Origin of the sequence: Psychrobacter pygoscelis, assembly GCF_004335015.1 — a bacterium.
GTDB classification, from domain to species: domain Bacteria; phylum Pseudomonadota; class Gammaproteobacteria; order Pseudomonadales; family Moraxellaceae; genus Psychrobacter; species Psychrobacter pygoscelis.
Window position 1 is genome coordinate 19,517 of record NZ_RQRU01000001.1, and the last position, 16,428, is coordinate 35,944.

Below are 16,428 nucleotides of genomic sequence, written 5' to 3' on the forward strand. Positions count from 1 at the left end.
ACTAGGGCATTATAGTCATAACCTCTTACGCATGCCAATGACAATATTACAATCGCCAATATCAATGCTTACTGCATTGTATTTCATTGACGATTCACACAAAAATGTTTGGCAAAGATTTGCGAACGCTTTAAATTATGCGCATAATACCGATTACTTTTCAATCACGTGTGACTAAATTATGCGTACACCTTCTTTATTTGAACATTCAGAAAAACTATCTAGCAAGTATTCATTAAGCTCGGCTATTCGTGCTGCGATGCTTGGCTCTGTCTGCCTTTTATCAGGCCTCAGCACAGGCGCTATAGCTGCTACTAATGATACTGAGCGCACGCTTCCTGTGCGTAGCATTGATGCCTTACCTGACATCTCAAGCTTGTCAGGCACTACAATCGATGAAAGCCGCAGTCGCTCATCGGCTGACTCCATAGGCCAACTTATCGAAAACAAGAGCCAAGACCAGAATCAAGCGTCGGGTAACAGCAATACAGGGCAAGAGACTACTCAGCCTCAGCCTAGCAACCCATTAAATGGTCAGTCCACTAAACCAGCGCCTAACTCAAGTGTAAATCCTGACAATATGAGTGCTGCTGAGCTTACTCGTCAAGATGAGCTATCTGACAACACCGATGACATCGAAGAAGGTCAGGCAGTCGCCTCGCCAACTGGCGCTGAAGATGCGCAATCAAACAGCCCGCTACCTTACAATCAGCCAACCACTGAGCAGCGCGCATTAGCGACAGATGATACTGCCATTAAAAGTATCGAAAATAAAGATGGCAAAACCTATACCACGCTAGACTTATCCAGCTATGCCCAGCAGGTAAATAGTGCCCAGTGGTCGCCAAATATGAACGTAAACTCGGCAATGACCATTAAGATGCAAGCTTTGCTAGACTGGAACCACGCCTCTCCTGGTCCTATCGACGGTGGTTGGGGTATGAACAGCAAAAAAGCATTGATTAACTTTCAAGCCATGCAAGGCTTGCCAACGACTGGCAAGATGAATCAGCAAACATGGGATGCTCTAAATAAGAATATTCCAAAGAATCAGCCGGTCTTAGTGACATATACCTTGACTGAAGATGATGTCAAATCCAACTTTGCTACCACGCCATCAGGCGCAGAAGCCAAGTCAAAAATGAAAGGATTATATTATCAAGACATCAAAGAGATGTTAGGTGAGCGTTTCCATATGGACGTGCGTTATCTAGACAAGCTAAATAGAAACAAATCCTATAAAGCTGGCGAGACTATCACGGTAGTCAATACCGGTGCTCAGCTAAAAGAGCGCATTACTCGCGTGGTCGCTAATAAAGCCGATAAGACTCTATATGCTTATCATGGCAACAAGTTGGTCGCCACCTATCCAACTACTGTAGGCAGCAGCGACACCCCATCTCCTCATGGTACTTATAAAATCGTCAATAAAGTGAAGATGCCTTGGTACAAAGCTACCGTTGGTGAAGGCGCGAATAAGCAAGTCTATATGTTGCCACCAGGTCCAAATAATCCAGTCGGTGTCGTCTGGATGGGACTCTCGAAGCCATCTTATGGCCTTCATGGGTCACCAAAACCTGAGGGTATTAGCCGCCAAGCTTCACACGGCTGCATTCGCTTGACCAACTGGGACGTCCTCGAAGTCTATGCCAATATCGAAAATGGCGCTACTGTTGAGTTAAAATAAGTTGATCTAGATTTTGCTCTAAGAGCAACTTATTAGCAGCCTATATTAAAAGCCACCATATTTATGGTGGCTTTTTGCGCTCAGCTTATAAGAGCCATGGCTGCTTCAATTTTAATATAGATAAATCACATTATCCGATACTAACAAATGACCTTTATCTTAATGGGCAATATCCTAATGATAACTAGTCTTTAACTATGCCCATTACTGGTCTCTTCACCAGAGATACTGCCTATTTTTTTAGTGAAGAACCAAGCCACAGGGATAGCCAATAGTGCGCCACCGACAGCCACGGTGATAATGTGTGGAATCTCATCAAAGCCGATAACTAGAGCGGCTATCATAATAACCCCAATAAGCACAGTCGCAGTCATTGAGTAAATCATAGATAATAATGGCCAATTCATAAGTCTATCCCTTATAAGTTATGTGGGTATACTGTAGTTATACTCCTATTCCTTACAAAGTGTAAGTATTTATTTTTGCCTGATAGTTTATGAATTAACGCTGACAAAATTAGCAATTATTGTTATTATTAGTAGGACTGTGTGACTGATACAGTTGTTGATAATTTATTGTTAAATATATTGAATATATAGTTATTAATAATTTTGTTGTTGCAATTACTGTTGTTGAACGTCTCACTATTAAGAACCCAAGTGTTTAGCGGTCAGTCATCAAAAGTTAGCCTCTATTACTTTAGCTATTTATTTTTTATTACCGATAAATCCCCTTTTTCTTCCTCACGCCTCCTTGCTGCTACTTTGTCCAAAACAACCCATATCCTATATTCAATTCTGCGCATCATCGCAGCCCGACTACAAGTCAGCAGTGTATTAAGTGATTGACGAGACTGTCTTTGATAGATGAATAGCCATAAGAGAAATATTCTCTGTAGAATGCCCTGTGATTGACAATAAATTTATCTTCGTTTTGCGCCTATGCTTTAACCAAAGTCGCGTCCTAGTTAGTTAACTATTAATTTGTATAATTTCAAGAAATTGTTTTCAATCAGCGCTAATTTATCAGTACAATAGCGCATCTTGTCCTTATAAAAACAATCTACTCATGACTCAATCCTCTTCAAACACCCCCAAAGATTCTAATAGTGATCAAGTATTGGACGCTGCTAATGACAATCGTAATGATACTGATCGCAAAAATGAGGACGACTTGCCATTGGACAGTGCTATTGAAAGTCAAGGGAATGGGGTGGCAGTTGAGATCGAAACTGAAGCCAAAGTCATTATCTCTTCTCTCAGCCCTGACGTCGTCATTGCTGAGGTTAGTGAGTCAGACTCCGAGCAAGATAGCAGTGCAAAACTTAACCCAGATATAGATGCGTCAGCTGATAATTCTGGTGTCGCTCGTGCTGACGCCCCTGCAGCTCAAAGTATGGATACTCAGTCCAATGCCTTACCAGCCACTATCTCTCAAGCCGGTGCTTCTCAAGCAGTGGATTCTCAAGCAGCTGAGTCACAACCAACCGCGACAGTAGAATCTATCGATGAGACAGATTCAAACACCGCTGCGGCTAGTAGTGACGCTAATGGAGCTGATCCTGATGCCAAAATCCTAAAGGATCTAGAGTACGTTCAGAATCTAAGCGATGCTCAAAGTTTAATCAGCCAAGAGCTTATTGATGCCAACGATACTAATACTGATGCCCACTCGCCAGCTGATATCCAAGCGGCGTTAGTCGCAGTTAATAAGTCTAAGTCATCTAATGATTCTAAAACGGATGCGGTGTCAGATACTGACGACACCTCTATACTTGAGAATCAATCAGAAGAGCAAGATGAGGATGACGACGAAACCGAAGAGGAACGAGAGCAAAAAAAGCGTGAGGCGCAGCTTGAAGCGTATAAGCAATTCGTCGCTTATCAAGAAAACAACCGTGAGATAGACTACCCGCAAGTCCGGGTCAAAATCGAAGCCAATGCGCTACCGAGCAAGATGTACTTTTTGATGAATGCGCTATCGGCAATTATTGCCAGCTATGGCTTGGTCGCCGACTCCGCTGCAGTGGTGATAGGCGCGATGTTGGTCGCGATGATGTTAGGCCCGATTACTGGGGTGGCATTAGCCATTATCGATTACCGAATGCCGCTACTTCGTAAGTCCTTATTTACAGTGGCTGCCGGAGGTTTATTGGTAGTCACCGTTGGTTTTATTGTCGGGATACTGCATCAAGGTCAGCCTCTGACCAGCGAGATTCTATCGAGAACGCAGCCGACTTCAATGGATTTGATGATTGCGCTGGCGGGCGGTACGGCGGGTGCTTACGCCATGATTTCCCCGAATTTATCAGTAGCAGTAGTGGGGGTTGCGGTAGCGACGGCTTTAGTGCCGCCTCTTGCCGCCAGCGGCATCTTATTCGCTAATGGCGAGATGTCCCTCGGCTTTGGGGCGTTTTTGCTAGCAGTGACCAACATCATTGCCATTCAGTTCACTAACGCTATGGTGCTATGGTTTAGTGGCTTTCGTAGGCTAGTAGACGACGACTACAAGTCAGGGACTTACCTTACTTTTTTTCGGCGAAATGCGGTCACCCTTTTGCTGCTTGTCGGCTTAGGGATATATCTGTCAATTAATCTGAACACTATTGCCAAGCAGCAGAGGTTTGAGAGCGATGTCAAAGCAGCAATCAATGACCACTTCATTGATAGAGGCAATGTCTTGACCAATACGCAATTTGATAAGCAAGATGGCTATCAGAACATTCGCGCTGTTGTCCGCGGTGAGACTGACCCTACCCCCTATGATGTTCAGCAGATTGAAGCAGTAATCACCCAAGATATTGAAGAGAACTACCCTAATTACCTTCCTGTCAAGTTACAACTGCGTTACCTACCCATTCAAGTTATTGAGTCAAACCCTCTCATCCAAGACAAGCTTGATGAGACTGATGCCGCAATATTGACCAACTAAGGGTATGGCGTAATATAGACAGCTAGGTAGCCAGTCCTACTAAGCATTGTCGCATCACGGCAGTGATATTAATGTAGGTTATTGGCTAGACTCTAGAGACTAAGGCCACGTAGCTATCTCGCCGTGTCTGTGTGGGATATTTACAATCGACTCACTAGGATAGTCTGTGAATACCAATAATCCTAAAATATTTCGTCGTCAATTAATTGGCTATTGATTAGCGAAGCCCTTTAGCCCTATCTATAAAATATCTAAAGTCGCTCTATAATTAATTAAAATAACCGATGCCATTCATTGCTATTGCCAATAGCGCTGTGCTTGATGACAGCGCCCATCAAAGGGGCAACTGTGCTAAAATTGCGCATTTAAACTCATAATCGAATGACCCATAAATCAGTATGATGTATTAATCATACCCTCTATTCATTTCATAATGCATTATTAAGGAGCCACAGTGAGCCGACCATTTCGCTCAGCCGACATTCGCCAGGCATTTATTAATTTTTTTAAGAGCAAGCAGCACACCCATGTGCCTTCATCAAGCCTAATCCCGCACAATGATCCAACGCTACTGTTTACCAATGCAGGAATGAACCAATTTAAAGACTGCTTTTTGGGGCTTGAAGATCGCGGCTATCATCGAGCGGTCTCATCACAAAAATGTGTCCGTGCTGGCGGCAAGCACAATGACTTAGATAATGTCGGCTATACCGCAAGACACCATACTTTTTTTGAGATGCTAGGTAACTTCTCCTTTGGCGATTACTTCAAAAAAGATGCTATTCCTTTCGTTTGGGAGTTTCTAACGTCCGAGGACTGGCTAGCACTGGATAAAGAGCGCCTGTATGTGACCATTTATGAGACCGACGAAGAGGCCTTTGATATCTGGCACAATGATATTGGGCTAGATAGCGAGCGTATTATCCGTATCGGTGATAATAAGGGTGCGCCTTATGCTTCTGATAACTTCTGGACAATGGGCGATACAGGACCTTGTGGGCCTTGCACCGAAGTATTCTACGATCATGGTGCGGATATCGAAGGCGGCTTACCTGGTACTCCTGAAGAAGACGGCGACCGCTTTATTGAGATTTGGAACTGCGTCTTTATGCAGTTTAATCGCCAAAAGGATGGCAGCCTAGAGCCACTACCAGCGCCTAGCGTCGATACTGGTATGGGACTTGAGCGAATCAGTGCCATCTTACAAGGGGTACATGGCAACTATGAGATTGATATTTTTGTCAATTTAATGGACGCTGCTGCCGAGATACTCGGTATCGAAAATACACAACAAGCCTCCCTAAAAGTGATTGCTGATCATATCCGAGCTGTGTGTTTCTTAATTGCCGATGGTGTGCTGCCTAGTAATGAGGGCCGCGGCTATGTGCTACGCCGCATCATTCGCCGCGCCGTTCGTCATGGCAATAAGCTGGGCGCAGACTCTGCGTTTTTTTACAAAATGGTCACTCCTTTGGTAAAAGAGATGGGCGAAGCTTACCCAGACCTTATCGAAAAGCAATCAGCTATTGAGTCGGCTATCGAAAAAGAAGAGTCACAGTTCGCCAAGACCTTAGCCCAAGGTCTACGCCTGCTATCAGGAGAGCTTGATGCCCTGCAATCTGGTGACGTGTTGTCCGGTGAGACCGCCTTTAAGCTCTATGATACTTATGGCTTCCCAGTTGATTTAACTGCTGATATCTCACGGGAGCGTGGTATCCGTATTGATGAAGCCAGCTTTGAGGAACACATGCAGGAGCAGCGCCTACGCGCACGCGCTGCAGGTCAGTTTGATGTCGATTATAGTAGTGTGATTCAGATCGATACGCCTACTGAGTTTATTGGTTATGATAAGCATGATGACAGCGACGTGACTATTTTGGCTATTTATGAAGAAGGGAAAGCCAGCGACACGCTTACGGAAGGCAATGCTGGCGTCTTAGTATTAGATCGTACCCCATTTTATGCTGAGGGCGGCGGTCAAGTGGGTGAAAATGGTGAAATCCGTACCGACTCTGGTGTTTTTAGTGTTCAAGACACCAAAAAGTCAGGGCACAGCATCATTCACCACGGCGTGGTCAGTATGGGTGAGATTCACACCAACCAAAGTGCTCATGCTCAGGTGACCTCGGACCTTCGTGCCGCTAGTGCCAAGAATCACTCAGCGACCCACTTACTCCATGCCGCCCTACGTCAAGAGCTCGGTGATAAAGTCAATCAAAAGGGCTCGCTGGTATCAAGCGAAGTCCTGCGCTTCGACTTCTCTTACGATGAGCCTGTAACACCGCAACAGCTTGCTAAGATTGAACGCATCGTTAATGAGCAGATTCAAGCCAACGTTGCTGCCCGAATCGAGCACATGAGTATCGATGAGGCGATGAAAAAAGGTGCAATGGCCCTATTCGGTGAGAAATATGGAGATGAAGTCCGAGTTCTGACCATGGGGACTAGTACGGTTAAAGATGGCATTGAGATACCCTTCTCTATCGAGCTTTGTGGCGGCCTTCATGTCGAGCGTACGGGTGATATTGGTATCTTTAAGATTATTAGCGAGTCTGGCATCGCAGCCGGTGTTCGTCGTATTGAGGCCGTTACCGGTATGGGCGCGCTTAAATACATCCAGCAAGGTGACCGCCAGTTAACCACCATAGCGGCGCAGCTCAAAGCCAAACGTCCTGAGATTGCGGAGCGAGTCCAGACTCTAGCGGATAAGCAGCGCGAGCTAGAAAAAGAGATCGAACGACTTGGTCAAAAGCTCGCCAGTAGCCAAGCCGCTAGTATTGTCAATGACACCCAGACCATAGCTGGTCATCAAGTTCTAATCAGCCACGTGGCAGGTATTGACGGCAAGTCTATTCGTGCCTTAATGGACGATATCAAATCCAAACTGCCCGATACTATAATCGTGCTAATTGGTGATAAAGACGGTCAGTTAGCATTAGCAGCTAGCGTGGCTAAGTCGTTGACATCCACCATCAAGGCTGGTGATATTATTCGCCATTTAGCAGGTGAGCTTGGCGGTAAAGGGGGTGGCAAGCCCGACTATGCTCAAGGCGGAGCGGCGAAGCCGGATAACTTCAATACCGTCCTCAGCTCACTACCTACTTGGCTTGAGTCACAATTGGACAAATAGCCAAAAGCAGTGATAATAGCCCTATCCTTGAGCAAACATTTTGGTAAGTACGTTAGTTTTGGCTTTGGTTATATCTTTTATTATATAAGATATAACCAAATACCATGATTATAGGCGCGCTAAGTGCTTAAACTTACGCACCGATTATGATATAAAGGATGGCTGAAATTTTTGGTGGAAACGTTGGTTGTAGCGACAAGATAGTCACTCGATTAGCCAACGTCGTCCCTTTTGATAAATGGATATAGTTATGGCATTAATAGTGCAGAAGTACGGTGGCACCTCTATGGGTAGCATTGACCGTATCAAAAATGTCGCCAAGCGGGTCAAGCGCTGGCATGAAAATGGGCATCAAATCGTCGTTGTAGTCTCAGCGATGAGCGGTGAGACCAATCGCTTGATTGATCTTGCCCGTCAGATTAGCTCTCAGCCTGATCCTCGTGAATATGATCAGATGGTATCAACTGGCGAGCAAGTCTCTATCTCGCTATTAGCGATGGCTATCAAAGATCTGGGTATCGGCGCTCGCTCCTTCACTGGTGGTCAAGTCGCTATTAAGACAGATACCTCATTTAACAAGGCCCGTATTCAAAGTATTGACGATCAGAAGATTCGAGCGCAGTTAGACGCGGGTAATGTGGTCATTGTGGCAGGCTTTCAAGGGGTAGATGAAGAAGGTAATATCACCACCCTTGGCCGCGGCGGTTCAGACACTACTGGGGTGGCGCTAGCCGCAGCTTTAGGGGCGGATGAGTGCCAGATTTATACTGACGTAGATGGGGTCTACACGACTGATCCTCGCGTCACACCAAAGGCCAAAAAGCTCAGCAAAATCACTTTTGAAGAAATGCTAGAGATGGCCAGCCTTGGTTCAAAGGTACTGCAGATTCGCTCTGTAGAGTTTGCAGGTAAGTATCAAGTGCCCTTACGTGTGTTGTCCAGCTTTGATGAGTCAAATGATGGCAGCTTTGATGAGCACTTCAAACAAAATGTCGGTACGCTAATAACTATTGATGAAGGAGACAACATGGAACAAGCTATTATCTCAGGGATCGCCTTTAACCGTGATGAAGCCAAAGTAGTCGTACGCGGTGTTCCTGATCATCCAGGCATTGCCTCCGCTATCTTAAGCCCTATCGGTAACGCCAATATCGAAGTGGATATGATTGTTCAAAATATCTCGACCAATGGCACGACAGACTTTAGCTTTACGGTCAACCGTCCAGACTTAGATAAAGCCCTTGCAGTGTTAAATAATGAAGTCAAAGACGAGATTAATGCTAAAGAAGTGATTGGTAATGACAATGTGGTCAAGATATCACTCGTCGGTGTGGGTATGCGCTCACACGCTGGTGTAGCGAGCCTTATGTTCCAGACTTTAGCTGAAAACAACATCAATATTCAGATGATCTCTACCAGCGAAATCAAAGTCTCAGTCCTTATCCAAGAGCAACATCTTGAAAAAGCTGTTAAATTCCTACACACGGCCTTTGGCTTGGACCGTCAAGACGGTGCTAGCAAAGTAGCAGGAGTGTAACGCGCCTTTATTCTGCAAATATTAACAGCTCATTGTCTATATTTCACAAAGTAACTCGTTAGTTTCTTGGCCAGTTTTACAGTAGGCGTTAGAATCAATAGATTCTAGCGCCTTTTTATTGGCTGCCAGTTTTGAGCAGCTTACGTGGTCATCCCTAGCCTGTCTTACCCTGATTGCTTCCTTTGAAGCTTTATTTAATCAGATTGTTAATCCAGCTAAATACTAAACATCACTTATAAACTGAGGTTTATAGTCTTGGTGGATCATTTAGTTCCAATAAAAATCCTTTATGTTATTAGTAGATACCTACCTTCTGCGTACGATTAGTTTTGTTAAAAGCCGTGACAGTACTGATTATGACACTTATAATAGACTGTCATTTGGGCGAATGAACTTTCATTCTTCTAGATCGCGTGATTACCAACTCATTTTTACTGATTGTTGCAGTGGCAATTCACGCGTCTCTAGGTTTTTTATAATTGAGAAGTGATCTAATGATTTATAAGTTATTAGTGCGACATAAGGAGTGTGACGCATGTTGATTTTGACACGCAGGGTTGGCGAAACATTAATGATTGGCGATGAAGTTAGTGTAACGGTGTTAGGCGTTAAAGGTAATCAAGTAAGATTGGGCGTCAACGCTCCTAAAGAGATTGCTGTGCATCGTGAAGAGATATATCAACGCATTCAACATGAGCGTTCGGTTCAGTCGCACATGCAGCATTTAGAGCAAGGTAATTTTAATACATCATTTGATGATGAAGATTACTTTAATCGTTGATTTATAGCACTTAATATAGTGAATAGCTAAGCTGCCGTGTATCTTTGCTCAAATTCTATGGGTGAGCAGGATAATTTGTCAGCATGGTACTACTTTATTCGCTTAATGTTTTAATAGTGGATTTAAGGTGTTAGATTATGAGTATCCGTCAATCTGATGTTTCTGCTTTATTAAATGGTCTGAACAAAAAAGCCATAGGTTTTAACGACGTCATTAGTTTTATTGACGATTACTACCGCTATACCCCAGTACCCTTTGTTAATGGGTTGCTCCATAATGCCCCAGGTGAGAACGAAGGCAGCGCCAAAATTTTTGGCTTTGCTAAGCATCATGGCTTAAGTCAGCTGGATACACTGCGCTTATTTGGTGAGCATTACCAACAAGTGGTTGCCACGCCAAATGGTACGGATCATGCTAATATTCGTAATTTTTTACATTGGGGCTGGCAAGCCTTTTTGATGGAAAAAAATCCATTAACTCCGCGGCCTAATGTAGACACAACCTCTATTTAATAACCCTTATGGATTGTTAAAGGGTTGAGTGTTACTGCTGAGTACGCATGGTAGTTACTTTTAGGCATCAGCTACTTTAATTACCAAAAAAGCCACGATAATCGTGGCTTTTTTCATTATGGCGAGCGTAGCAGTCTAATCGACTGCCTATTTGCCTTTCTAGTCATCCACTATTCAATAGTTAGCTTGATTATCCAAAGCTAACTTCACACATGGATAAAAAAGCTTTCAATGACTAACTGTCCCGAAACTTAACCGGTTGAATCGCGCCTTTAGGATTGGGCATATTGGGATAATGATGCTCGTGCTCAATGTCACAAGCCTCACCTTCTACGGTGCCATCTTCTTTGACAGGTTTATGAATATAGCCGGTACGCTCGGTAGGCGGTAGATGCTCGTGCTCCCATACCATGACTGCTTGCATACAAGTCTGGCGCTGCTCATCACTAAGCTTACGACCATCCGGCCATTTACCTAGCTCAATCGCCAAGCGAAATTTTTCAACAATTTCTGGAGTTAAACTGGCTAAAATAGTTTGTTTGTCCATGCGTCATCCGTTTGGTTGAGTTGGATTTAAGGGCTGCTCTACTTTCATAACTACTGGCTCACCCTACTGGCGTATTCTACTATTAAGGTGGCAGTGACCATTGAAATCAGGCCGGTGAACTGTTTAGAAGGCTGTTAATTATAAATCTTCGCTATCGTCACTGTCATCACAGTCGGCATCCAAGCTAAATTCTTCAGCATGGACATTCCAGTGCAGCTTAGTGCGGCAGGCTTCATAAAAATCAAAGCCCGGCGGATGCAACAAAGTCAGCTTATCGGGGTGCTTGCGGATATATAGCCGCTGATTTTGCTCAATCGGCACGCTAGGCTTGCCATCGGCACTAACCATAGGCTGAGTACGATTGTCTTCGTGAATTTGCAAGGTCACTTCACTATTGCCACTGACAACGATTGGTCGACTCGATAGTGTGTGCGGATGCATAGGTACCAGACATATCGCATCCATACTAGGATGAATAATCGGTCCACCACCAGAGAGTGCGTAAGCGGTAGAGCCGGTAGGTGTGGCAGCAATAAGACCATCGCTATGCTGGCGGTAGACATCTTGACCATCGATTTTCATTTGAAAATCGATCATATGCACCGACTTACCGGCGTGCAGAACCACATCGTTTAAGGCCATATCTTCATAAATGACTCGCCGACCTTCTCGGATCTCCATCGTTAATAAAAAACGGTGATCCAGCTGATAATCTCCCATTAGCACTTGACGTAACTTAAAAGCGGCTTCATGCGGATTGACATCTGCCAAAAAGCCAAGACGACCTCGATTGACACCCAATACCGGAACACGGTATCGCGCTAATGCTTCAGCAGCATGTAGTATTGAACCATCGCCTCCCACCACGATGACCAAATCACAGATCTCACCGATAAGGCTGCGTTTAACGACCTGAACTTGTGACAGCTCACTCAGATCTAGTGTGGGAAGATTCGCTGTCCTTATATCCATAATGAGCGATATACCCATCTCATGAATAGTCTGGGCAATCTGCACTAGAGTACTGGTGACAGTACGCTTGCCTGCGCGGCCCATAAGACCTATTCGGCGAAACGCAGGGTTTTTGATATTTTTAAATAGCTCTGAGGTATGTAGGTGCGGTAGTCGTTCTGACTGCACTGAGTTTTCTTCCATACTGGGGCTCGGAATTTCTCCTAAAATGCGCGTCAATGATAACGAGATTTGCACATTTAGACTAGCAGATTTTGTTTAAGATTGTATTTATCCTACTGAGTGGCTTCACATTACGCCAATTGTTAAAACATTGTCATCTATATTTGCTAAGCCTAACTCGCTATTTATAGATACGCAAACTTAGTTGACAATCAACCCTGATTTGCTAGAGTATCGTTAACTTCTATGTTTAATCTATTTATTAAGTTAAGGACACTATTATGGCAAACCCTATTGTCAGTCGTGCTGAGCTTGCGGTTGGCGCTAATCCTATGACCGTCAAAGGTGTGGTGCAAAAGACCAGTATATTACTGGGTCTGTCTGCCATTACTGGGTTAGGCTTCTTCTTTTACGCGCTAGCGGCTGGCTTATCTAGAGGTTTTATCACTATCGCTGCTTTCGGCAGTATGTTTGCTGCCTTTGGTTTGGCGATTTTCATCACCTTTAAACCGCAAAAAGCCAAAACCTTGGCCGTACCTTATGCCCTTCTTGAAGGTGTATTTTTAGGCGGTATCTCACTGTTTTTTATGAGAATGTACCCAAGTGTTCCCGTTACAGCACTGTGCGCTACCTTTGTGACTGCTGCTGTCATGTTGGGTATGTATCGCTCCGGCGTCATCAAAGTTACTGAGAAGTTCCGCTCTATCATGATGTCAGCTATATTCGCCATCATGATTTTGTACCTCGTTCAGTGGGGCTTTATCGCTTTTGGCTCTAGTCTACCCTTCTTATTTGATGGCGGTATGATTGCTATTGGTTTTAGCTTATTTGTGGTGGTGATTGCCTCTTTTAGCTTGTTATTAGACTTTGACAATGTTGAGCGCGGTGTGGCAATGGGTATCTCAGAAGACTACGAATGGCTGTTTAGTATTGGTATTCTTGCTACCTTAGTTTGGATGTATATCGAATTTATGCGTCTGCTAAGCTATCTTCAAGACTAAATTTTGCTAACTTATTGATAGCTATTTAGTTGATAACTGCTTAGAGAGCTATTAAAAACCGCCTCAATTGAGGCGGTTTTTTTATTTATGATAAAACAATAAATAGTAAGATAAGGATGTCACATACCGCTATTTAGGGTAGAGCTCTAACTGCGTTTTAGCCGTAACGCATTCAAGACCACTAGCAATGAGCTAAATGACATCCCTATTGCCGCCAGCCAAGGTGGGACATAGCCTAGAATTGCTGGTATCAGTACGACGCCATTATAAATAAGTGCCCAAGCGAAGTTTTGCTTGATAATTTGATGACTCTTATCCGCTATCCTTTTGGCGTCGCCTATCGCAGCTATCTGTCCGTTTAGAATCACACTATCACTTGAGACTTGAGCTAAATCTGCCGCACCAGCTATCGAGGAGGAGACGTCGGCTGCAGCGAGTACGGGGGCATCATTGATACCATCTCCTACCATTAGTACCCTAGCGCCTTTAGCTTGTAAGCTTTGGATATGAGTGACTTTATCTTTAGGAGATAGGCCATGATAAGCATCATCAATACCTAATTCTGAAGCCAGCACCAATGCTTGTGGGCTTGGATCTCCTGTCAGCATGACGGGACAAATACCGCTACTTTTTAATTGATCTATAAGCGCTTTGGCTTCACTACGCACACTATCATTAAAGTAGAAGAAGGCTAGCGGCTGCCATTTTGATGTTGCATGGCTGTCTTCTACACCGTCTAGCTTTACTGATTGAGCATCCTCGTTATAGACGCTTCCCTCGTATGCCGCAGCAGACTGCTCAGAGGTTATTTCGATGGAGAGTACCACAGCTGAGCTGGCTCGATGACGTTGTAAGCTTGGCCGCCCTATCTCATTATTATCCTCAGCGCCATCTTGGGGCACTGCAAATTCGTAATGACCGATGCGATAACGCTGACTGCCTCGCTCAGTTGTCACCACTGCCTCAACGCCGCCAGCAGGATAATTTATCTGCTCTGAGCACTTGGGAAGATGCATCTGATATGCTGCCGTTAGCAAGGCGTGTGCGACTGGATGGCGACTACCGACCTCAAGCGCAGCCGCAATCGCCAATAGTTCATCAGCACTGGTCTTTGATGTTAGAGGCGTTACCTCCTGCCCCTTTTTATTTTGACCAAAGTTAGTTACTTGCTTGTTAGCGTCAGGGCCTGATAGTACCTCAATATTCAATAGATTAGGCTTACCGTAAGTTAGCGTCCCTGTCTTGTCAAAGGCGACGTGAGTAATCTCAGCCAATGTCTGCAAGGTGTGACCTCGAGTGGTCAAAAAGCCGTAGCTTGCCAGCCTATTAGTCGCAACAGTCAGGGCAATTGGCGTGGCTAAGGATAGCGCGCAAGGACACGTAGCAACCAAGACTGCTACCGTAGCCCATATAGCTTGGCTAGGATCTATTAAATACCAACCCACAAATACCAAGACAGACAGTACTAATATGCGTGCTACGAACCAGCGCGCCAACTCATCGGCCTTTTGCGCGATTTTGGGTTTTTCACTCATCGCTCGGTTCATAAGGCGATCGATGAGTCCAATCTGACTGTCTTGAGCCAGTGCTGTCACCAACATATAGAATGGCTGACTGTCATTCTGAGAGCCACCAACGACATAGTCACCTTGCTGCTTAACGATTAGCTCCCCTTCACCCGTGAGCAGGCTTTGCGATACTGTAGCCGACTCGCTAAGTAAAATCCCATCACTTATGACTTCACTACCTGCCGCAATCATCACGACATCACCGACTTGTAAGCTCTGAGCGGTAATCATCTGTTTTGCTGGGTCATGCTCAGCGGACGCATTATCAGGTATAGTATTAGCAATATCTGCTTTATCGGTCTTATCTAGCACATGAGTCTTGAGAAGCGAAGCGGCTATCTTAGAGGTCTGTACTTTTAGCGTATCAGGAAGCTCACTGTGCAGGAACAAAGACTGGTTTTGCGCTGAATCTAAGATTGCTAATATATTGCTTGCAGCAGTATCATCGTGAGCAAGCTTTGGCACCAATACTGGCTCAATGACCACCAAATCATTCGCCATCGAAGCGGCCTTTAAGCGAGCATTGTGCTCGATATAGCGTCCTGCCAGTAAGAAGAAGATAAACATACTGACTGAGTCATAATAGGTATGACCATCGCCAGTAATGGTGGCGTACAAACTTGCAAAGAAAGTGACGACAAGGGCAATACTGACTGGCACATCCATATTGACTTGTCGAGCGCGAATCGCTGACCATGCTGAGGTAAAAAATGGCACGCCAGCATAAAAGAACACTGGCACACTCACAAATAGCGATACCCAGCGCAAAAAGTCGCGCTGATTGATTAACATCTCACCATATTCGCCAAAATATAGAGCCACGGCAAACATCATTGACTGCATTGCCCCCAATGCAGCGATACCTAAACGGAGCATCATTTTTTTATTGTGCCGTGCCAGCATCGCTTCATGAGTATCTTGTCTATAGGGCTTGGCGTCATAGCCTATCTCGCCTACGGTGGCCAGTATCTGACTGATGGGCAATTTAGCCTCATCCCAGATCACCCGCATACGCTGATTGGTCAGATTGACCTGACACTGACTGACCCCTTCAAGCTCATAAAGTCGCGACTCAATCAACCAAGTACACGCTGCACAGCGCAAGTTATTAACAGACAGCTCAGCGACGGACTTTCCTTCTTGTTGATAGACAAATTGCGCTTTGATTTCATCGTGATCGTAAGCTTGTAGTCGGCTTAGCTCAGCCGGTAAGCTTGCCGTTCTATTAATCTCCGAGCGATCTAGATAATACTGCTCTAACCCTGCTTCAACAATACTTTGCGATGCCAGTTGGCAGCCAAGACAGCACATCTCACGCCTCGCCCCCAATATCTCACTAAAGAAGGGCGGACTGGGTACTGGATCTCCACAATGAAAACAATGGCCTGCTGGTGGCAGCACTAAGCCACCATCTAAGACTGAGGCATCGTCTAAGGTAGTACTGAGGACATCTATACTACTGTCAAAGCCACTACCGATATCTTTATCAGTGGCTTTAGTGGTTTTTGGATCATTGTTATCGAGAAATTGACTGTCTTGCACAGGGGCTACCTTATCTAAGGACAGTGATCTAAAAGATCTATTTTAAATACAATAAGTT

At 44.7% G+C, this 16,428-nt stretch carries 11 protein-coding genes; 7 read left to right on the forward strand and 4 right to left on the reverse strand.

Going from position 1 to position 16,428, the window contains the following annotated elements; genetic code table 11:
- Positions 1–181 precede the first annotated feature (181 nt).
- Positions 182–1,687 (forward strand): L,D-transpeptidase family protein, encoded by a 1,506-nt coding sequence (locus tag EGV92_RS00075; RefSeq protein WP_131667178.1) that lies wholly within the window; start codon positions 182–184, stop codon positions 1,685–1,687.
- 191 nt (positions 1,688–1,878) lie between these two features.
- Here the strand turns inward: EGV92_RS00075 and EGV92_RS00080 are convergent, their stop codons facing one another.
- Positions 1,879–2,094 (reverse strand): hypothetical protein, encoded by a 216-nt coding sequence (locus tag EGV92_RS00080; protein ID WP_131667180.1) that lies wholly within the window; start codon positions 2,092–2,094, stop codon positions 1,879–1,881.
- A gap of 661 nt (positions 2,095–2,755) precedes the next feature.
- Between EGV92_RS00080 and EGV92_RS00085 the strand changes: the two genes are divergently transcribed.
- From EGV92_RS00085 to EGV92_RS00105, 5 genes are all read left to right on the forward strand, one after another.
- Complete coding sequence (locus EGV92_RS00085; RefSeq protein WP_131667182.1) at positions 2,756–4,618, forward strand: DUF389 domain-containing protein; 1,863 nt, start codon at positions 2,756–2,758, stop codon at positions 4,616–4,618.
- A gap of 454 nt (positions 4,619–5,072) precedes the next feature.
- A complete protein-coding gene (gene alaS, locus EGV92_RS00090; protein ID WP_131667184.1) occupies positions 5,073–7,748 on the forward strand; it encodes an alanine--tRNA ligase in 2,676 nt (891 codons plus the stop codon).
- Positions 7,749–7,998: 250 nt separating this feature from the next.
- Positions 7,999–9,285 (forward strand): aspartate kinase, encoded by a 1,287-nt coding sequence (locus EGV92_RS00095; RefSeq protein WP_131667185.1) that lies wholly within the window; start codon positions 7,999–8,001, stop codon positions 9,283–9,285.
- 535 nt (positions 9,286–9,820) lie between these two features.
- On the forward strand, positions 9,821–10,066 hold the full coding sequence (gene csrA, locus EGV92_RS00100; RefSeq protein WP_131667187.1) for a carbon storage regulator CsrA: 246 nt from the start codon (positions 9,821–9,823) through the stop codon (positions 10,064–10,066).
- A gap of 137 nt (positions 10,067–10,203) precedes the next feature.
- Complete coding sequence (locus EGV92_RS00105) at positions 10,204–10,578, forward strand: HopJ type III effector protein (RefSeq protein WP_131667188.1); 375 nt, start codon at positions 10,204–10,206, stop codon at positions 10,576–10,578.
- 235 nt (positions 10,579–10,813) lie between these two features.
- On the opposite strand, the gene EGV92_RS00110 is transcribed toward EGV92_RS00105, so the two are convergent.
- Entirely contained in the window at positions 10,814–11,125 is a 312-nt protein-coding gene (locus EGV92_RS00110) for a YeaC family protein (protein ID WP_131667190.1), read from the reverse strand.
- Between the two features lie 138 nt (positions 11,126–11,263).
- Positions 11,264–12,280, reverse strand: a complete 1,017-nt coding sequence (locus EGV92_RS00115; RefSeq protein ID WP_165525526.1) for an NAD(+) kinase — start codon at positions 12,278–12,280, stop codon at positions 11,264–11,266.
- Positions 12,281–12,540: 260 nt separating this feature from the next.
- On the opposite strand from EGV92_RS00115, the gene EGV92_RS00120 reads away from it, so the two are divergent.
- Complete coding sequence (locus EGV92_RS00120) at positions 12,541–13,260, forward strand: Bax inhibitor-1/YccA family protein (RefSeq protein ID WP_131667192.1); 720 nt, start codon at positions 12,541–12,543, stop codon at positions 13,258–13,260.
- 146 nt (positions 13,261–13,406) lie between these two features.
- Here EGV92_RS00120 and EGV92_RS00125 read toward each other — a convergent pair whose 3' ends face one another.
- Positions 13,407–16,283, reverse strand: a complete 2,877-nt coding sequence (locus EGV92_RS00125) for a heavy metal translocating P-type ATPase (RefSeq protein WP_242678603.1) — start codon at positions 16,281–16,283, stop codon at positions 13,407–13,409.
- Positions 16,284–16,428: the final 145 nt, after the last annotated feature.